Raw genomic sequence first — 18,800 nt, 5'->3', positions numbered from 1 at the left:
GCGACTTGGGAGTTTTTTTTACTTTCTGGCATAGTTTATCCATTAATTTCGTACACTAAATGTAAAAGGGTGGTGGATATGGGTGAAGCGCTGGCTTGCACTAGGAGTAATTATGCTTATGAGTATAGTGGTCGTGGCATATGAAACAAATGCTTCGGACCGTAACTTCTTCTTACCGGACCCACTTGGTGGCATAAAAATTGTCATTGATGCAGGGCATGGTGGTGAGGATGGAGGAGCTTCAAAGGGCGAAGTGATTGAAAAGGATATTACACTTGCAATTGCTCAGCATGTAGAGAAGCAATTAAAGAAAAAAGGCGCAACGGTTATAATGACACGAACAAAAAATGGGGATGTAATAGATGAGCATGCGCCATCAGAAAAATATGGAACAATGAGAGAACGGAAAAAGCAAGATATCTTCTTAAGAAAGGATATCGTGGAAAAGGAAAAGCCTGATGTATTTATAACTATTCATGCAAATGCCATACCTGAAACAAAATGGCGTGGCGCACAGGTATTTTACCATAAGGAAGGACATGCTGATGGAGAGATTCTTGCCAAGAGTATTCAACAAGCAATTCGTACAAATTTAAAAAATACAGACCGTGAAGCATTGTCAATTAAGCAAATCTATTTATTGAAGAAAGCGGAAGTACCTGCAGCTTTAGTAGAGACTGGTTTTATTAGTAATGATGAGGAACGAGCATTATTAGTTGATAAAAAGTATCAAGAAAAAATGGCAGATGCCATAGTTGAAGGTATAGAAGACTATTTATTAGCTAAAATTGAGTAGAGCAACATCTACAACGTAAATCAAATCATTATGATATACTAATATTGAGACAATATAAGGGGAGTGTTCGTCGTGATTACTGAACAACAAGTACGAGAAATACTAGGACAACTACAAGATCCATTTTTACATAAATCGCTTGCAGAAACAGATGGTATAACGAACGTAGCAATAAAAGAAGAAAAAAATCATGTCAGTGTAAAAATTGCCATTGCTAAACTGAATACACCTGAACAATTACAACTACAAATGAAAGTTGTTGAGGTGTTGAAAGAAGCGGGTGCAAACACGGTTGGTATCCGCTTTGAAGAACTTTCAACAGAAAAATTACAAAGCTTCCGTGGTACAGCAACAGAGTCAGAAGCACAGGATATTTTATCACCGCTAAGCACAGTACAAGTAATTTCAATTGCTTCTGGTAAAGGTGGAGTAGGTAAATCGACGGTATCAGTTAACTTAGCTGTTGCTTTAGCTCGACTAGGAAAGAAAGTCGGCTTAATTGACGCAGATATTTATGGATTTAGTGTGCCTGATATGATGGGTGTGACGGATATGCCTAAAGTAGTCGATAATCGTATTTTCCCAGTAGATCGCTTTGGGGTAAAAATGATTTCAATGGGGTTCTTTGTGGAAAATAACGCACCGATCGTATGGCGTGGTCCAATGCTGGGTAAAGTATTAGATCAGTTCTTCCGTGATGTGGAGTGGGGTGAATTAGATTATCTATTATTAGATTTACCTCCTGGCACAGGTGACGTTGCATTAGATATCCATCAAATGTTACCTTCATCAAAAGAAATTGTTGTAACAACACCACACCCAACAGCAGCATTTGTTGCGGCACGTGCAGGGGCAATGGCGCTTCAAACAGACCATGAAATTTTAGGTGTTATCGAAAACATGGCATGGTTTGAATCTAAATCAGGTGACCGAGAATTTGTCTTTGGGCAAGGAGGAGGTCCAAAGCTAGCTGATGAATTACGTACAGAGCTACTTGGACAAATCCCGCTTGGGCAACCAGATTGGACAGATGAAGATTTTGCTCCTTCTGTATATGCTGAAAAACATACAACAGGACAAATTTATTTAGATATTGCTACCAAAATCATCGGTAAATTAAATAAATAATAAAAAACGGATTTCCACCACTTTTATGGGGAAATCCGTTTTTACATTACCAAGGTTACTCGGTACCTTTTTGTTCCTTACCCGATCCACCACCGCTATCGCCACTTGCTTCTTTCTTATTGCCACTTCCTGATGAACTTGTTTCGCCACTCTTTTTAATAAGTTCCTGCCATTTAGATTGCATTAAAGGGCTTTCGATCGTTTCCTTTACGACTTCCTCCATTTGCTTGCGCATATTGGAAGATTTAAGGATAGTCTCCAACTGCTTTTGCATATCGGGCTGCCCGAAAAATGCCTCCATATCCTTTTGGAAAGTCGGATCTTTTATTAAGTTCTTCATAATATCCTGTTGCTGTTTTTGCATACTTTTCGCAACAGTTTCTTTAAACTTTGGATCTTCAAAGGTTTTTTTCCAAAAGTCTTCTGCTTCCTTGGAAAGTAAAGTTTCCTCGGTAGCCTTTTTCACTTCATCATGCTCTAAAATCAAGAGCTCACGGAAACTTGGCTCCTCCAAAAGCTGTCGCAATGCCTTTTTACCATCCTCTGTTTGCAAAGAGTCAATCATGATTTTTTTTATTTCATCATAGGACATGGTAGAGGTTTTATCTTGTGAACAGGCAGAAAGAAAAAGCATTAGAATCAGTAATAAGGTGAATTTTCGCATCGGCAATCAGTCCTTTCTCTAGAGAGACTCTTTCAATTATTGTTCACATTTCTGAGGACTTTATGTATTGGTTAGGATGAGAAATAGCTTTTTTAACAAGGCATTGATAAAATAAGGACAGATATATTGAGAAATTGGGGGACTTTTAGTTGTGACGATACGAAATTGGGCAAAGTTTTTCTTCTTTGCAATGCTCGTTGGTGGTGCAGTCAACGGAGTTTTTAGTTTATTTATTCGCTGGGAATTCTTCCAACCATACATAGCAAACGGTCAATGGGGTGAGTTTTTCGCAGGACTTTTATGGATGGTTTTCTTAGGGTTTACAATGAGTGTTATTGCACAAGCTGGCTTTTTCGCTTATTTAACACTTCATCAGGTAGGTGTTAATATTTTTAGAACACTGACATTATGGAATTGGGTACAACTATTATTAATTGCCATTACGATTTTCGATATTATTTTCTTCCGCTTTATTCCTGGAGTTAAGGATGGGCAAAGCTGGTTGTTCTATGTAGGACTATTAATTGTGCTCATCTTTGGGGCCATAGCAACAGCTGTTCAAAAAGTAAAATTAACAGGGAAAAAACATGTAATGATTTCTGCACTATTCTTTATGGTTGTCATTACAACGTTGGAATGGACAATTGCATTGATGGGTCGAGATGAAAATATTAATGAGTATGTTGCGCTTTTATTATTCCCGTTATTGGCGGTTAATGCGTATCAATTATTAGTATTACCTAAATATAATGCAAAATCCGATGAGGATCGTCAAAAATTAGAAGCACGCCGTAAAGCTCGTCGTGAACAGGCTAAAAACGCATAAGGAAAAAATTGCCCCACTCTAGTGGAGGCAATTTTTTTATGGGGCTTTTTTAGTTTGAACTTTATAACCAAATATATTTTCTTCAATCGACATAAACTTATGTTGTTGTATTAGCGTGTTAAGCTCTTTAAAGGATATTTGATTTTTTTGGTGTAGTGGGAAAAAGACAAAATCCCCTTTTTGTAATTTCGGAGTTTTATCACCTTGCCAAATAAGAGAAGGAGATAGTAAATTCATTTGTTGTTGGAATAAAGCTTTCTGTATATCCTGTGAATATTGATGATTTCGGGTAGCAAACCATAAAGGTTTTTCTTTTAAATATTTTTCGTAAGTATCAATATCCTTTTGGATGAGCGCAATATCAACGGGTTCTTCTACTGAATCATCCGGCCCAAGTAATCCTGTAGGCAATTTTCGTTGTTGGATAATTTTTAAATGATCGGGTGACCGTTTAATCCAGTCGGCATCTAAAAGTAGAAGTGGGTAAGGCTCCTTCACCGTTTGTAGCCATTCTAATAGAGAGTCATCAGAGAAAGAAATCTCTACAATCAGAGATATGCCATAATGTCCTTTCGTGACCACTACTGGTGCATTCGCAATATTGAATACAGAAATCATCGTTGAATTTATAGGCTTTAGAAAGGCAAAGAGCGTTACGATTAAAAGCAGTGAAATCAACGTTTTACGGACCATAATGATAACCTCGTTTCTAAAATATAAAATAAAAAATGAATCTCCTTAAAAAAACTTATGATTTAGTGTTGACTTTCATGAATAATCGATGTTATTATGTATAAGTCGCCAAGAGGTGACAACGAAATAAAGAAAACATGAACCTTGAAAACTGAACAAGCAAAACGTAATCAATAAAGTTTTTAGTAGCTAACCTTGAGTTAGTAAACGAAACACAATTTTGGACATCAAACATGATGCCAGCAAAACAATTTGAGCTAATCAAATTTCTTTTATGGAGAGTTTGATCCTGGCTCAGGACGAACGCTGGCGGCGTGCCTAATACATGCAAGTCGAGCGAACAGAAAAGGAGCTTGCTCCTTTGACGTTAGCGGCGGACGGGTGAGTAACACGTGGGCAACCTACCCTATAGTTTGGGATAACTCCGGGAAACCGGGGCTAATACCGAATAATCTCTTTTGCTTCATGGCGAAAGACTAAAAGACGGTTTCGGCTGTCGCTATAGGATGGGCCCGCGGCGCATTAGCTAGTTGGTGAGGTAACGGCTCACCAAGGCGACGATGCGTAGCCGACCTGAGAGGGTGATCGGCCACACTGGGACTGAGACACGGCCCAGACTCCTACGGGAGGCAGCAGTAGGGAATCTTCCACAATGGGCGAAAGCCTGATGGAGCAACGCCGCGTGAGTGAAGAAGGTTTTCGGATCGTAAAACTCTGTTGTAAGGGAAGAACAAGTACAGTAGTAACTGGCTGTACCTTGACGGTACCTTATTAGAAAGCCACGGCTAACTACGTGCCAGCAGCCGCGGTAATACGTAGGTGGCAAGCGTTGTCCGGAATTATTGGGCGTAAAGCGCGCGCAGGCGGTCCTTTAAGTCTGATGTGAAAGCCCACGGCTCAACCGTGGAGGGTCATTGGAAACTGGGGGACTTGAGTGCAGAAGAGGAAAGTGGAATTCCAAGTGTAGCGGTGAAATGCGTAGAGATTTGGAGGAACACCAGTGGCGAAGGCGACTTTCTGGTCTGTAACTGACGCTGAGGCGCGAAAGCGTGGGGAGCAAACAGGATTAGATACCCTGGTAGTCCACGCCGTAAACGATGAGTGCTAAGTGTTAGGGGGTTTCCGCCCCTTAGTGCTGCAGCTAACGCATTAAGCACTCCGCCTGGGGAGTACGGTCGCAAGACTGAAACTCAAAGGAATTGACGGGGGCCCGCACAAGCGGTGGAGCATGTGGTTTAATTCGAAGCAACGCGAAGAACCTTACCAGGTCTTGACATCCCGTTGACCACTGTAGAGATATAGTTTCCCCTTCGGGGGCAACGGTGACAGGTGGTGCATGGTTGTCGTCAGCTCGTGTCGTGAGATGTTGGGTTAAGTCCCGCAACGAGCGCAACCCTTGATCTTAGTTGCCATCATTTAGTTGGGCACTCTAAGGTGACTGCCGGTGACAAACCGGAGGAAGGTGGGGATGACGTCAAATCATCATGCCCCTTATGACCTGGGCTACACACGTGCTACAATGGACGATACAAACGGTTGCCAACTCGCGAGAGGGAGCTAATCCGATAAAGTCGTTCTCAGTTCGGATTGTAGGCTGCAACTCGCCTACATGAAGCCGGAATCGCTAGTAATCGCGGATCAGCATGCCGCGGTGAATACGTTCCCGGGCCTTGTACACACCGCCCGTCACACCACGAGAGTTTGTAACACCCGAAGTCGGTGAGGTAACCTTTTGGAGCCAGCCGCCGAAGGTGGGATAGATGATTGGGGTGAAGTCGTAACAAGGTAGCCGTATCGGAAGGTGCGGCTGGATCACCTCCTTTCTAAGGATTATTTCGGAATACAAACCTTGGGTTTGTAAGATTACGTTTTGCGTTCAGTTTTGAAGGTTCATTCTTTCTGAATGAAATACTTCAAAACTTGTTCTTTGAAAACTGGATAAAACGACATTGAAATTGTAACAAACACATTTATTTTTTAAGTTTTTTTATAGGCTTAATAACTTGGTTAAGTTATTAAGGGCGCACGGCGAATGCCTTGGCACTAGGAGCCGAAGAAGGACGGCACTAACACCGATATGCTTCGGGGAGCTGTAAGTGAGCTTTGATCCGGAGATTTCCGAATGGGGGAACCCACTACGTTTAATCGCGTAGTATCTTGACGTGAATACATAGCGTCTTGAAGGCAGACCCAGGGAACTGAAACATCTAAGTACCTGGAGGAAGAGAAAGAAAAATCGATTCCCTGAGTAGCGGCGAGCGAAACGGGAAGAGCCCAAACCAAGAGGCTTGCCTCTTGGGGTTGTAGGACACTCTATACGGAGTTACAAAAGAGCGAGTTAGATGAAGCGACTTGGAAAGGTCCGCCAGAGCAGGTAAAAGCCCTGTAGTCGAAAGTTCGTTCTCTCCTGAGTGGATCCTGAGTACGGCGGAACACGTGAAATTCCGTCGGAATCCGGGAGGACCATCTCCCAAGGCTAAATACTACCTAGTGACCGATAGTGAACCAGTACCGTGAGGGAAAGGTGAAAAGCACCCCGGAAGGGGAGTGAAAGAGATCCTGAAACCGTGTGCCTACAAGTAGTTAGAGCCCGTTAATGGGTGATAGCGTGCCTTTTGTAGAATGAACCGGCGAGTTACGATTACGTGCAAGGTTAAGCTTTAGAAGGCGGAGCCGCAGCGAAAGCGAGTCTGAATAGGGCGAAGTAGTACGTGGTCGTAGACCCGAAACCAGGTGATCTACCCATGTCCAGGGTGAAGGTGAGGTAACACTTACTGGAGGCCCGAACCCACGCACGTTGAAAAGTGCGGGGATGAGGTGTGGGTAGCGGAGAAATTCCAATCGAACTTGGAGATAGCTGGTTCTCTCCGAAATAGCTTTAGGGCTAGCCTCGTGATGAGAATACTGGAGGTAGAGCACTGTTTGGACTAGGGGGCCATCCCGGTTTACCGAATTCAGACAAACTCCGAATGCCAGATATTTATACACGGGAGTCAGACTGCGAGTGATAAGATCCGTAGTCAAAAGGGAAACAGCCCAGACCACCAGCTAAGGTCCCAAAGTAATCGTTAAGTGGAAAAGGATGTGGCGTTGCACAGACAACCAGGATGTTGGCTTAGAAGCAGCCATCATTTAAAGAGTGCGTAATAGCTCACTGGTCGAGTGACGCTGCGCCGAAAATGTATCGGGGCTAAACGATTCACCGAAGCTGTGGATTGACATCTACGATGTCAGTGGTAGGAGAGCGTTCTAAGTGCGTTGAAGTCAGACCGGAAGGACTGGTGGAGCGCTTAGAAGTGAGAATGCCGGTATGAGTAGCGAAAGACGGGTGAGAATCCCGTCCACCGTATGACTAAGGTTTCCTGAGGAAGGCTCGTCCGCTCAGGGTTAGTCGGGACCTAAGCCGAGGCCGATAGGCGTAGGCGATGGACAACAGGTTGATATTCCTGTACCACCTCCTCACCGTTTGAGAAATGGGGGGACGCAGTAGGATAGGGTAAGCGCGCCGTTGGTTGTGCGCGTCCAAGCAGTAAGGCGTGTGTGTAGGCAAATCCGCACACTGTAACGTTGAGCTGTGATGGCGAGTCCGTATGGACGAAGTTCCTGATTTCACACTGCCAAGAAAAGCCTCTATCGAGGTGAGAGGTGCCCGTACCGCAAACCGACACAGGTAGTCGAGGAGAGAATCCTAAGGTGTGCGAGAGAACTCTCGTTAAGGAACTCGGCAAAATGACCCCGTAACTTCGGGAGAAGGGGTGCTCTTGAGCGTGCAAGCGCATGAGAGCCGCAGTGAATAGGCCCAGGCGACTGTTTAGCAAAAACACAGGTCTCTGCAAAACCGTAAGGTGACGTATAGGGGCTGACGCCTGCCCGGTGCTGGAAGGTTAAGAGGAGTGGTTAGCGCAAGCGAAGCTGCGAATTGAAGCCCCAGTAAACGGCGGCCGTAACTATAACGGTCCTAAGGTAGCGAAATTCCTTGTCGGGTAAGTTCCGACCCGCACGAAAGGCGTAACGATCTGGGCACTGTCTCAACGAGAGACTCGGTGAAATTATAGTACCTGTGAAGATGCAGGTTACCCGCGACAGGACGGAAAGACCCCGTGGAGCTTTACTGTAGCCTGATATTGAATTTTGGTACAACTTGTACAGGATAGGTAGGAGCCAGAGATCTCGGAGCGCCAGCTTCGAAGGAGGCGTCGGTGGGATACTACCCTGGTTGTATTGAAATTCTAACCCATGCCCCTTAGCGGGGCAGGAGACAGTGTCAGGCGGACAGTTTGACTGGGGCGGTCGCCTCCTAAAAGGTAACGGAGGCGCCCAAAGGTTCCCTCAGAATGGTTGGAAATCATTCGTAGAGTGTAAAGGCACAAGGGAGCTTGACTGCGAGACCTACAAGTCGAGCAGGGTCGAAAGACGGGCTTAGTGATCCGGTGGTTCCGCATGGAAGGGCCATCGCTCAACGGATAAAAGCTACCCCGGGGATAACAGGCTTATCTCCCCCAAGAGTCCACATCGACGGGGAGGTTTGGCACCTCGATGTCGGCTCATCGCATCCTGGGGCTGTAGTCGGTCCCAAGGGTTGGGCTGTTCGCCCATTAAAGCGGTACGCGAGCTGGGTTCAGAACGTCGTGAGACAGTTCGGTCCCTATCCGTCGTGGGCGTAGGAAATTTGAGAGGAGCTGTCCTTAGTACGAGAGGACCGGGATGGACACACCGCTGGTGTACCAGTTGTCTTGCCAAAGGCATCGCTGGGTAGCTATGTGTGGACGGGATAAGTGCTGAAAGCATCTAAGCATGAAGCCCCCCTCAAGATGAGATTTCCCATTACGCAAGTAAGTAAGATCCCTCAAAGACGATGAGGTAGATAGGTTCGAGGTGGAAGTGTGGTGACACATGGAGCTGACGAATACTAATCGATCGAGGACTTAACCAAAACGTTTGAAACATTCAATGCACCGTTTATCCAGTTTTGAAAGAATAAATCTTTCAATTAAATACAAAGTCTAGTGATGATGGCAAAGAGGTCACACCCGTTCCCATACCGAACACGGAAGTTAAGCTCTTTAGCGCCGATGGTAGTTGGGGGCTTCCCCCTGTGAGAGTAGGACGTCGCTAGGCGCAAAAAGTCGCTACTGATACACTCAGTAGTGGCTTTTTTTATTTGAACGGATTCTTTATTTATAAACGCATAAATAAGAAGGCATCCATTGAGGATGCCTTCTTATTTTAATACTTAATGTGTATGAACTGTAGTAGCTCGTAGTTCAATACGACGAATTTTCCCTGATGTTGTTTTTGGTAACTCATCAATAAAGACAATGCTACGAGGATATTTATAAGGGGCTGTTAACGCTTTAACATGCTCTTGTAGCTCCTTTGTTAACTCATCTTCATTACGCTCTTTGAAGCCTTCTCGTAAGATCACAAATGCCTTTACGATATGTCCTCTGATTTCATCTGGCGCAGCTACAACTGCACACTCTTGTACAGCTTCATGTTTGTTTAATGCATCTTCAACTTCAAATGGTCCGATCGTATAACCAGATGAAATAATTATGTCATCCCCACGGCCTTCAAACCAAAAGTAACCGTCTTCATCACATTTTGCTTGATCACCTGTAATATACCAATCCCCACGGAATGCAGCTTGTGTGCGCTCTGGTTCTTTATAATATTCTTTAAATAAAGCTGGTGAAGATTTGTGAACAGCAATATCACCAACTTCTCCAACTGGCGCTTCATTCCCTTCATTGTCGATAATACGTACAATATTACCTGGAGTTGGAACACCCATAGATCCAGGACGTAATTCTGTGTTTTCGAGTGTACCAATTAATAATGTGTTTTCTGTTTGTCCATAGCCGTCACGTACTTTTAGTCCAAAATGATTCATAAATGTTTCGATAACTGGACGATTTAAAGGCTCACCAGCAGAAACGGCACTACGTAGAGATGATAGATTGTAGTCTTGTAAATTATCGATTTTCGCCATAATTCGGTATTCAGTCGGTGTACAACATAGAACATTAACTTTTTCATCCTGCATTAATTGAAGATAGGTTTTTGCATCGAATCCACCATGATAGACAAATGCAGTAGCACCGAGCATGATTGTGGATAAAAAAGGACTCCATATCCACTTTTGCCAACCAGGAGCAGCTGTTGCCCACACGAGGTCTCCTTCACGTACACAAAGCCATTTTGAAGCTGCAGTTCTAATATGTGCATATCCCCAGCCATGTGAATGAACAACGCCTTTAGGTTTGCCAGTGGTACCAGATGTATAAGAAAGGAATGCCATGTCATCACGTGTAGTAGCTACGGCTGTAAATGTAGCTGGCTGGCTGCTTGCTAATTCATCTAAAGAAGTCCAATCTCCTTTCGCAGCACCGATCACTAGTTTATTTTTCAATGCGTCTACAGAAGAAGCAATTTGATCAACTTCACTAGTAAAAGCCTCATAAGCAATAACTGCACTAGCAGAAGAATGTTCCATCCGATATTCTAAATCGCTTGCACGTAGCATCTCTGAACATGAAATGGGTACGATACCAGCCTTTAAGCAGCCTAGAAAAACGAAATAGGCTTCTGGAAGTCGAGGAATAATAACTAATACACGATCACCTTTTTGAAGCCCCTTCTCCGTAAAAGCGTTTGCGTATTGATTCATTTTTTGGTTAAGCTCCAAATAAGAAACTGTACGTCTCTCTTGTTGTGTATTTAACCAACGTATTGCTTGGCGATCACTATCTTGCGAAAATTTTTCTAATTCCTCTGTGATGTTATAAAATTCAGGTGCAATTAAATCATTTGATACCATCTTGAACATCCTCCCCCAGAAAATTTGATAGAAAATTCATAAAACTATTTTTATTTTAACAATTACAATAATATACAGCAAGAATATTTAGTACGTTAAATAGAAATATTAGAATTAATAGAGAACTATTATGCTTTCAAACGAATATAGGAGCATACTTCGACAAAAAATATAAAAATTTTCACAAAATGTGTTGCATTATTTATAATGCTTGCTATAATAATAAATGTACTTAAGAGGTTGTCTAAAACCAAAGTGAATAGCATTGTTCCGAAGTAGCTCAGTTGGTAGTAGCACCTGACTGTTAATCAGGTTGTCGCAGGTTCGAGTCCTGCCTTCGGAGCCATTTTTTTGTCCTTTTTTCAAATGCTATAATACATAAAAAAATTTGTGGAAAAGCATTGCAATTATTAATGAAAAATGTTATTATAATTCTTGTCTTGTTTGAGACGTAATATTGGCCCCTTGGTCAAGTGGTTAAGACACCGCCCTTTCACGGCGGTAACACGGGTTCGAATCCCGTAGGGGTCACCATTTAAAACATAGGCTTTATAAAGAATATAAACTGTGATATAACACCTGTTTCTATGGAGGATTAGCTCAGCTGGGAGAGCATCTGCCTTACAAGCAGAGGGTCGGCGGTTCGAGCCCGTCATCCTCCACCATTCTTATTGTGTTATTTCGGAGGGGTAGCGAAGTGGCTAAACGCGGCGGACTGTAAATCCGCTCCTTAGGGTTCGGCGGTTCGAATCCGTCCCCCTCCACCAGTTTTATAAATGATTGGGGTATAGCCAAGCGGTAAGGCAACGGATTTTGATTCCGTCATGCCTAGGTTCGAATCCTAGTACCCCAGCCATTTTTTCTTTTATGAGCCATTAGCTCAGTTGGTAGAGCATCTGACTTTTAATCAGAGGGTCGAAGGTTCGAGTCCTTCATGGCTCACTTTTTTAGAATGAAAATTATTCAAAAGTGTTATATTAACTACAGATAACTAATCTCTTGCTGAAAACAGTAGGAGATTTTTTTATGTCATTTAAGAATGAATAAATATACAACTTTTTGTCGAGTTGAGCCAAGTGGTATGTAGGCTTTACAATAATCTTATAACTTTTAGGGGGTATAAAAACATGAATAAACTTAATATTTCTATTATTGGAGTACCAACAGATTACGGACAAACACGTCGTGGTGTAGATATGGGACCAAGTGCTATTCGATATGCAGGTGTTGTTGAACGTTTAGAGGCTATCGGACACGATGTACAGGATCAAGGGGATATTCGTGTTAGTCAAAAGCTTGCAGACGGAGCTGTGGATGAAAAATTACTAAATTTAGAGGAAGTTGTAGAAGTTAGCACTGCATTAGCCAATAGTGTACATGAAGTAGTGGAACAAAAAAAATTCCCACTAGTATTTGGTGGAGATCATAGTATTGCTATTGGAACATTAGCAGGATTAGGCGAGCATTACAAAAATCTTGGTGTTATCTGGTATGACGCTCATGCAGATTTAAATACACCTGAAACAACACCTTCAGGCAATATACATGGGATGCCGTTAGCAGTTAGTATTGGGCTAGGACATGAGCGTTTAGTGCAAATTCGTAACTATGCTCCAAAAATTAAGCCAGAAAACGTTATAATTATTGGAGCTCGTTCAGTAGACCCAGGAGAGCGTGAATTGATTCGTCAACAAGGAATTAAAGTATATACAATGCATGAAATTGACCGACTTGGCATGACACGTGTGATGGAAGATGCACTTGCTTATTTAAAGGAACGAAATGTTGATGGCTTACATTTATCGCTTGATTTAGACGGACTAGATCCACTTTATACGCCAGGTGTGGGTACACCAGTCCCAGGCGGAATTACTTATCGAGAAAGCCATTTAGCAATGGAAATGTTACAAGAATCAGGCATGGTAACTTCAGCAGAGTTTGTAGAGGTAAATCCTATATTAGATGAAAAGAATACAACAGCAAATGTGGCTGTTGCATTAATGGGATCTTTATTTGGCGAAACACTAGTTTAAAGAAAATTTGACAAAAAATTGCCTGTTGCCACATTGCATAAAAATCTTTTGCTATAATTGAATTAAAACGAAACTTTTCTTATCGGTGCTTCGTATAGTATAAGACAGTTGTAAAGGTGGAGAAGTCAACACAATGGATGCGTTAGTAAATAAGAGAATAAAACAAGTGCTTAAAGGCGATCAAAACGCATTTGCCGATATTGTGAGTCTCTATCAGCACAAACTGTACCAAGTATGCTATCGAATGTTAGGCAACAAACAAGAGTCTGAAGATATTGCTCAAGAGGCTTTTGTGCGTGCTTATATGAACTTGCATACATTTGATCAGAAAAGAAAGTTTTCAACGTGGCTTTATCGCATAGCGACAAACCTCTGCATTGACCGGATTCGAAAAAAGAAACCGGATTATTATTTAGATGCAGAAGTAGCTGGTACAGAAGGGCTTGATATGTATTCGCAAATCGCAGCAGACGACCAGCTACCAGAGGAGCAGTTAGAACAAATGGAGCTGCAAGATCGCATTCAATATGAAATTGGACGATTGCCGGATAAATACCGTTCGGTTATAGTATTGAAATATATAGAAGAGTTATCGTTACAAGAGATTAGCGAGATTTTAGATATGCCGCTTGGAACGGTGAAAACGAGGATTCACCGCGGACGTGAGGCATTACGTAAGCAATTAAACAATCTGTAGGAGGGGGAGCATCATGAATACTTGTCCAGAGCATATTATAGACTATATGCATGATTATTTAGACGGTGACATTAGTCGTGAGCATGAGCAAGAGTTGAAACAACACTTGCATACATGTAATGATTGTAAACAGTTGATGCAAGAATTGAGTGAAACAATCGCCTTTGTGAAGAGTGCTTCCCATATTACAGCGCCTCCGGATTTTGAAGCAGCAGTGATGGCTCGTTTACCAAAACCAAAAAGTCGAGTAGGTATACAAAAATGGATTCGCCGGCATCCGTTCTTTGTGGCAGCAGCAGTATTTTGCTTATTCATGAGTGCTACATTATTGGGTAGCTTCATGGATGACCAGCATTTCTCAGTGACCAAGCAACCTAATTTAGTTGTTGAAGGTCAAACAGTGATTGTCCCTGAAGGGGAAGTGGTGAAAGGCGATATTGTTGTAAAAAATGGCGATTTGATTGTTGAAGGTGAAGTTGATGGCAACGTCACAGTAATTAACGGGCAATATATGGCATCTTCAGCGGTAGTTTCAGGGAGAATCGAAGAAATAGACGAAGTATTTGAATGGTTATGGTATACGATTAAAAATTCTGTTAAGACTGCCATGACATTTGAGGAAAAAGAAGAAACTAAATAACACTCTATACGTCCTAAAAAATAGTGCACGTGAGAGGCTGAAAGGTCTACTCTTCTGAGTAGACTTTTTATTTGAAAAAAGTTACATTTGTTAAGAATGTGATATACTTGAATGTGTATGGATTCGTAATGAAAAGTGGGGGATGCCACGTGCAAATTATCGAACATTTCACGGATTTAACGCCTGTGAATATTGTTATTAACTTCATTGATGTACTGCTCGTTTGGTACGTTGTTTATAAAGTCTTAACCCTCATTAAAGGTACGAAGGCTGTCCAATTACTTAAGGGAATATTCGTCATTATTATTGCACGAATTGCAACAGACCTTTTAGGGTTACAAACACTTGGCTGGATGCTACAACAAGTTATTGAGTTTGGTTTCCTAGCGATTATTATCATTTTCCAACCTGAAATCAGACGTGGTTTAGAACAAATTGGGCGAGGAAAGCTATTCCAACGTTCATCTAGTCAAGAGGAAGAAGAACAAACAAGACTTATTGAGGCAATGAAGAAGTCTGTAAGTTATATGGCTAAACGTCGAATAGGTGCGTTAATTTCTATTGAAAAAGAAACAGGTCTTAATGAATATATCGAAACAGGTATAGGGCTAAATGCTGAAATTTCATCAGAATTACTGATAAATATCTTTATACCAAATACGCCGCTACATGATGGGGCGGTTATTATGCAAAAAGATAAAGTGACAGCAGCAGCTTGTTATTTACCTTTATCTGAAAGCCCATTTATTTCAAAAGAGTTAGGGACACGCCACCGTGCTGCTCTCGGCTTAAGTGAAGTTACAGATGCTATTACAATTGTTGTGTCAGAAGAAACAGGCGCAATTAGTATAACATTAAATGGTAATCTCCATCGAAATCTTTCTCTAGAGGAGTTCGAAACATTATTACGAAAAATGTGGTTCGGATCAGCACAAGAATCAAATGCATCCTCTAAGTTGACTTGGAGGGGGAAAAAGAATGGATAAAATGATGGATAGCCCTTGGGTATTAAGAATCATCGCGCTATTTTTAGCATTTTTGCTTTTTTTCTCAGTGCGTACCGAGTTGTCACCATTAAATAAAGCTACTTCAAATGAACAAACGGATGTTATTCGCGATGTTCCAGTAGATGTTTATTACGATAATGAGAATCTTATTGTGACAGGTTTACCTGAAACCGTAGATGTAACGATAGAAGGTCCGATGGCATTGGTTTTAAAAGCAAAGGGAGCTAAGGATTTTTCTATATTTGCCGATTTAAGCAACTTATTACTTGGAGAGCATGATGTAAAACTGCAATACGAAAATATTTCAGAAAAGTTAAAGGTGACATTAGACCCTGCAACTGTTCATGTTAATATTGAGGAAAAGGTCACACAGGAGTTCCGAGTGGACCCTGAAATGAACAAACGTTTAATCGAAGAAGGTTTTATCTTAAAAGAAATGACGGCCAATCCGCCAACTGTTTATGTAACGGGTGCAAAAAGTGCTATTGAAAGCATTAGTTATGTAAAAGCAACTGTTACAGGAGAGCAAGGCTTGAAGGAATCGTTCTCTCAGGAAGCCGCTGTAAAAGTATTAGATCGAGATTTAAATAAGTTAGACGTGACTATTGAACCTGAAATTGTGAAGGTTCAAGTAGATATAGCGGAGTATAGTCGAGAGATCCCAGTTGTCCTTAAGGAAACAGGGCAAGCAGCGGAAGACATTACCATTAATTCATTAACATTTACACCAAAAATGGTCAAAGTGTATGGTAGAAAATCAATTATTGATAGTTTAACATCCATTCCAATAACAGTTGATCTGTCAAAAATTACTGAGTCCAAAACTTATGAATTTGATGTAAAATTACCAGATGGTGTGACAAAAATATCTGACAAGAAAATAAAAGTGAAGGCGGATATTACAAAGATTGAGAAAGAAGAACAGCAGAAAACACCAGCTTCTACAGAGGAAACGCCACCTCCAACGGAAGAACCTAATGTGACAGATGAGAACACTACAACTGATAAAAATACGTCAACCGAGGAATCGGAAGATATTGATTCTTAAACAATATGTGACTATAATTTTATTTTGATTCTAAATCAAAAATCCAATCAGGTTTGTGATTCAGATTTCATCAATCAAACTGGCAGAGTGGAAAATTAATAATTACCAACGAATGAACAAAAGCAGACTTTTCCAAAAGTAAGCGGACAAGTGTCTAATGCTTGATAGAAACTCACTAGGCACTGTCTTGCATTGAAGGAGAGAATAAGTAGAATGGGTAAATATTTTGGAACAGATGGCGTCCGTGGCGTCGCGAATAGTGAATTAACACCAGAATTTGCATTTAAACTTGGTCGTATAGGCGGCTATGTTTTAACCAAAGATGCAACTGACCGTCCAAAGGTTTTAATTGGTCGTGACACACGTATTTCAGGTGAGATGCTTGAAGGTGCACTTGTGGCTGGTCTTTTATCAATTGGGGTAGAGGTAATGCGACTTGGTATTATTTCAACACCAGGTGTGGCATACCTTACTCGAATTATGAGCGCAGATGCAGGCGTCATGATTTCAGCTTCACATAACCCAGTTGCAGATAACGGTATTAAATTTTTCGGTCCTGATGGCTTTAAGCTAACAGATGCACAGGAAGCGGAAATTGAAGCGTTAATTGATGCACAAGAGGATACATTACCACGTCCTATAGGAGCAGATTTAGGATCTGTAAGTGACTATTTCGAAGGTGGTCAAAAATATATTCAATACTTAAAGCAAACAGTGGATGAAGAATTTGATGGTATCCATGTAGCGCTTGATTGTGCACATGGTGCAACTTCCTCTTTAGCTACACATTTATTTGCTGATTTAGAAGCTGACATTTCTACAATGGGCGCTTCTCCAACTGGCTTAAATATCAATGATGGTGTAGGCTCAACACATCCAGAAGGGCTAGCAAAATTTGTTACTGAAAAAGGTGCAGATGTTGGTTTAGCTTTTGATGGCGATGGAGACCGTTTAATTGCTGTAGATGAAAACGGAAAAGTTGTTGACGGTGACCAAATTATGTTTATCATTGGTAAGCATTTAAATGCAGTAGGGCGTTTGAAGAAGCAAACAATTGTTTCAACAGTAATGAGCAATATGGGCTTCTATAAAGCTGTGGCTGACAATGGTATGCAGAGTATACAAACAGCTGTAGGAGATCGTTATGTTGTGGAAGAAATGCGTGCCAATGAATACAATTTAGGTGGCGAGCAATCAGGGCATATCGTCTTCCTAGATTTTAATACAACAGGTGATGGCTTACTGACAGGAATTCAGCTTGTCAACATTATGAAAGCGACGGGTAAAAAGCTTTCAGAACTAGCAGATGAAATGAAAATATACCCTCAGCGTCTTGTCAATGTGCGTGTAACAGATAAGCATGCTGTGACTGATAATGCGAAAGTAGCTACAGTAATTGCAGAGGTAGAAGCTGAAATGGCTGGAAATGGTCGTGTTTTAGTGCGTCCTTCAGGTACAGAGCCATTAGTACGTGTCATGGTGGAAGCGGCAACAGAAACAGATTGCGAGCGTTTTGTCGAGCGTATTGCGGATGTGGTACGTGCAGAAATGGGCCTAACAGAATAAGAAATATAGTGTAAACCCGATTTCCGTAAACAGGAAATCGGGTTTACTTATTTGAAAGAAATGTTTTAAATAAGCGAGATGGGGAACAGTAATTAAGAGTCACAATAACAAGGAGTGTTTAATTGATATGGCTAAAATTGCTACAGTTATAACAGATATGTTTGAGGACATTGAGTTTACGAGCCCTAAGGAAGCTTTAGAATCAGCTGGGCATCAGCTTGTAACAATTGATACCGAAGCGGGTAAGGAAATTAAGGGTAAGCATGGAGAGTCAGTGAAAATTGATAAAGGCATTGATGAAGTAAAAGCTACTGATTACGATGCGTTATTTATTCCTGGTGGTTTTTCTCCTGATATATTACGTGCGGATGATCGTGTAGTAGCATTTGTAAAGTCCTTTATGGATGAAATGAAGCCTACCTTTGCCATTTGTCATGGACCACAACTTCTCATTACTGCAAAGACATTAAATGGTCGTGACGCCACAGGCTATAAATCCATTCAAGTGGATTTAGAGAATGCAGGGGCAAACTTCCATGATGAAGAGGTATTTGTCTGTCAAAAGCAGCTTGTAACAAGTAGAACGCCAGACGATCTTCCTGCGTTTAATCGAGAAATCGTTAAATTATTAGACAGTAAATAAAGGAGAGGCACAAGCATTTTATATGCTTGTGCCTATTTTGTATTACAATGCTTATCAAAGTGCTTATATATCGCTTTGTCTACATATTTGTCACGAAAAAGCCTTAGGACTAGGTGTTTTTTATAACGAAAATTTGACGGATAGCATATGATTGAGTATGATGGAGAAGTTGAAGATGAGGTCCGACCTTATCCTTTAACGAGCGCCTAAGGAGGGAAGAAAGCGCAAAATCGGAAAAC

The 18,800-nt window shown here is 41.5% G+C and carries 13 protein-coding genes, 6 tRNA genes and 3 rRNA genes; 19 read left to right on the top strand and 3 right to left on the bottom strand.

Annotation, left to right across the window (positions count from 1 at the left end; all coding sequences use genetic code 11):
* The first annotated feature begins 82 nt into the window (after nucleotides 1-82).
* A complete protein-coding gene (locus MHB39_RS22480; protein WP_342545441.1) occupies nucleotides 83-796 on the top strand; it encodes an N-acetylmuramoyl-L-alanine amidase in 714 nt (237 codons plus the stop codon).
* Nucleotides 797-868: 72 nt separating this feature from the next.
* A complete protein-coding gene (locus MHB39_RS22475) occupies nucleotides 869-1,924 on the top strand; it encodes a P-loop NTPase (RefSeq protein WP_016994496.1) in 1,056 nt (351 codons plus the stop codon).
* 55 nt (nucleotides 1,925-1,979) lie between these two features.
* On the opposite strand, the gene gerD is transcribed toward MHB39_RS22475, so the two are convergent.
* Nucleotides 1,980-2,588, bottom strand: coding sequence for a spore germination lipoprotein GerD (gene gerD / locus MHB39_RS22470; RefSeq protein ID WP_016994497.1), 609 nt, complete (start codon nucleotides 2,586-2,588; stop codon nucleotides 1,980-1,982).
* A gap of 151 nt (nucleotides 2,589-2,739) precedes the next feature.
* Between gerD and MHB39_RS22465 the strand changes: the two genes are divergently transcribed.
* Nucleotides 2,740-3,414: a KinB-signaling pathway activation protein gene (locus MHB39_RS22465; RefSeq protein ID WP_342545439.1), complete on the top strand. Its 675-nt coding sequence runs from the start codon at nucleotides 2,740-2,742 to the stop codon at nucleotides 3,412-3,414.
* 36 nt (nucleotides 3,415-3,450) lie between these two features.
* Here the strand turns inward: MHB39_RS22465 and MHB39_RS22460 are convergent, their stop codons facing one another.
* The gene (locus tag MHB39_RS22460; protein WP_312124169.1) at nucleotides 3,451-4,107 is read right to left on the bottom strand and encodes a hypothetical protein; all 657 of its coding nucleotides are present in this window, start codon (nucleotides 4,105-4,107) and stop codon (nucleotides 3,451-3,453) included.
* Nucleotides 4,108-4,378: 271 nt separating this feature from the next.
* On the opposite strand from MHB39_RS22460, the gene MHB39_RS22455 reads away from it, so the two are divergent.
* The 3 genes from MHB39_RS22455 (at nucleotide 4,379) to rrf (ending at nucleotide 9,225) form a co-directional block, all read left to right on the top strand.
* Nucleotides 4,379-5,930, top strand: a 16S ribosomal RNA gene (locus MHB39_RS22455).
* A gap of 182 nt (nucleotides 5,931-6,112) precedes the next feature.
* Nucleotides 6,113-9,040: ribosomal RNA gene (locus MHB39_RS22450) — 23S ribosomal RNA — on the top strand.
* A 69-nt stretch (nucleotides 9,041-9,109) separates the two neighbouring features.
* A 5S ribosomal RNA gene (gene rrf / locus MHB39_RS22445) occupies nucleotides 9,110-9,225 on the top strand.
* The 16S, 23S and 5S rRNA genes sit together here, the layout of an rRNA operon.
* Nucleotides 9,226-9,340: 115 nt before the next feature.
* On the opposite strand, the gene MHB39_RS22440 is transcribed toward rrf, so the two are convergent.
* The gene (locus MHB39_RS22440) at nucleotides 9,341-10,927 is read right to left on the bottom strand and encodes an acyl--CoA ligase (protein ID WP_342545438.1); all 1,587 of its coding nucleotides are present in this window, start codon (nucleotides 10,925-10,927) and stop codon (nucleotides 9,341-9,343) included.
* Nucleotides 10,928-11,196: 269 nt separating this feature from the next.
* Here MHB39_RS22440 and MHB39_RS22435 point away from each other — a divergent pair.
* The 13 genes from MHB39_RS22435 (at nucleotide 11,197) to MHB39_RS22375 (ending at nucleotide 18,561) form a co-directional block, all read left to right on the top strand.
* Nucleotides 11,197-11,273, top strand: a tRNA-Asn gene (locus MHB39_RS22435).
* A 113-nt stretch (nucleotides 11,274-11,386) separates the two neighbouring features.
* Nucleotides 11,387-11,461, top strand: a tRNA-Glu gene (locus MHB39_RS22430).
* A 55-nt stretch (nucleotides 11,462-11,516) separates the two neighbouring features.
* Nucleotides 11,517-11,592, top strand: a tRNA-Val gene (locus MHB39_RS22425).
* A gap of 18 nt (nucleotides 11,593-11,610) precedes the next feature.
* Nucleotides 11,611-11,694: transfer RNA gene (locus MHB39_RS22420), tRNA-Tyr, on the top strand.
* Nucleotides 11,695-11,708: 14 nt separating this feature from the next.
* Nucleotides 11,709-11,783 (top strand) — tRNA-Gln (locus tag MHB39_RS22415).
* 13 nt (nucleotides 11,784-11,796) lie between these two features.
* Nucleotides 11,797-11,869: transfer RNA gene (locus tag MHB39_RS22410), tRNA-Lys, on the top strand.
* A gap of 185 nt (nucleotides 11,870-12,054) precedes the next feature.
* Entirely contained in the window at nucleotides 12,055-12,960 is a 906-nt protein-coding gene (gene rocF / locus MHB39_RS22405; RefSeq protein WP_036075010.1) for an arginase, read from the top strand.
* 133 nt (nucleotides 12,961-13,093) lie between these two features.
* Nucleotides 13,094-13,657 carry an RNA polymerase sigma factor SigW gene (gene sigW / locus MHB39_RS22400; protein ID WP_004225410.1) on the top strand — a complete coding sequence of 188 codons (564 nt, stop codon included), beginning with the start codon at nucleotides 13,094-13,096 and terminating at the stop codon, nucleotides 13,655-13,657.
* A gap of 13 nt (nucleotides 13,658-13,670) precedes the next feature.
* Complete coding sequence (locus tag MHB39_RS22395) at nucleotides 13,671-14,297, top strand: anti-sigma factor (protein ID WP_036075014.1); 627 nt, start codon at nucleotides 13,671-13,673, stop codon at nucleotides 14,295-14,297.
* A 149-nt stretch (nucleotides 14,298-14,446) separates the two neighbouring features.
* Nucleotides 14,447-15,283: a diadenylate cyclase CdaA gene (gene cdaA / locus MHB39_RS22390; protein ID WP_016995289.1), complete on the top strand. Its 837-nt coding sequence runs from the start codon at nucleotides 14,447-14,449 to the stop codon at nucleotides 15,281-15,283.
* Nucleotides 15,276-16,352, top strand: coding sequence for a CdaR family protein (locus tag MHB39_RS22385; protein WP_036075017.1), 1,077 nt, complete (start codon nucleotides 15,276-15,278; stop codon nucleotides 16,350-16,352). Before cdaA ends, MHB39_RS22385 begins: the two co-directional genes overlap by 8 nt.
* Before the next feature lie 213 nt (nucleotides 16,353-16,565).
* On the top strand, nucleotides 16,566-17,918 hold the full coding sequence (gene glmM / locus MHB39_RS22380; RefSeq protein ID WP_342545437.1) for a phosphoglucosamine mutase: 1,353 nt from the start codon (nucleotides 16,566-16,568) through the stop codon (nucleotides 17,916-17,918).
* Between the two features lie 127 nt (nucleotides 17,919-18,045).
* Nucleotides 18,046-18,561 (top strand): type 1 glutamine amidotransferase domain-containing protein, encoded by a 516-nt coding sequence (locus MHB39_RS22375; RefSeq protein WP_016995286.1) that lies wholly within the window; start codon nucleotides 18,046-18,048, stop codon nucleotides 18,559-18,561.
* Nucleotides 18,562-18,800: the final 239 nt, after the last annotated feature.

The organism is Lysinibacillus sp. FSL K6-4013, assembly GCF_038630435.1.
GTDB lineage: Bacteria > Bacillota > Bacilli > Bacillales_A > Planococcaceae > Lysinibacillus > Lysinibacillus boronitolerans.
This window is presented reverse-complemented; position numbering and strand designations above follow the sequence as displayed.

Excerpts from the sequence above, each read along its gene's own strand:
- MHB39_RS22395 (WP_036075014.1), top strand. The coding sequence starts at position 13,671 with ATGAATACTTGTCCAGAGCATATTATAGACTATATGCATGATTATTTA.
- rocF (WP_036075010.1), top strand. The coding sequence starts at position 12,055 with ATGAATAAACTTAATATTTCTATTATTGGAGTACCAACAGATTACGGA.
- MHB39_RS22440 (WP_342545438.1), bottom strand. The coding sequence starts at position 10,927 with ATGGTATCAAATGATTTAATTGCACCTGAATTTTATAACATCACAGAG.
- MHB39_RS22460 (WP_312124169.1), bottom strand. The coding sequence starts at position 4,107 with ATGGTCCGTAAAACGTTGATTTCACTGCTTTTAATCGTAACGCTCTTT.
- MHB39_RS22375 (WP_016995286.1), top strand. The coding sequence starts at position 18,046 with ATGGCTAAAATTGCTACAGTTATAACAGATATGTTTGAGGACATTGAG.
- glmM (WP_342545437.1), top strand. The coding sequence starts at position 16,566 with ATGGGTAAATATTTTGGAACAGATGGCGTCCGTGGCGTCGCGAATAGT.
- gerD (WP_016994497.1), bottom strand. The coding sequence starts at position 2,588 with ATGCGAAAATTCACCTTATTACTGATTCTAATGCTTTTTCTTTCTGCC.
- sigW (WP_004225410.1), top strand. The coding sequence starts at position 13,094 with ATGGATGCGTTAGTAAATAAGAGAATAAAACAAGTGCTTAAAGGCGAT.
- MHB39_RS22385 (WP_036075017.1), top strand. The coding sequence starts at position 15,276 with ATGGATAAAATGATGGATAGCCCTTGGGTATTAAGAATCATCGCGCTA.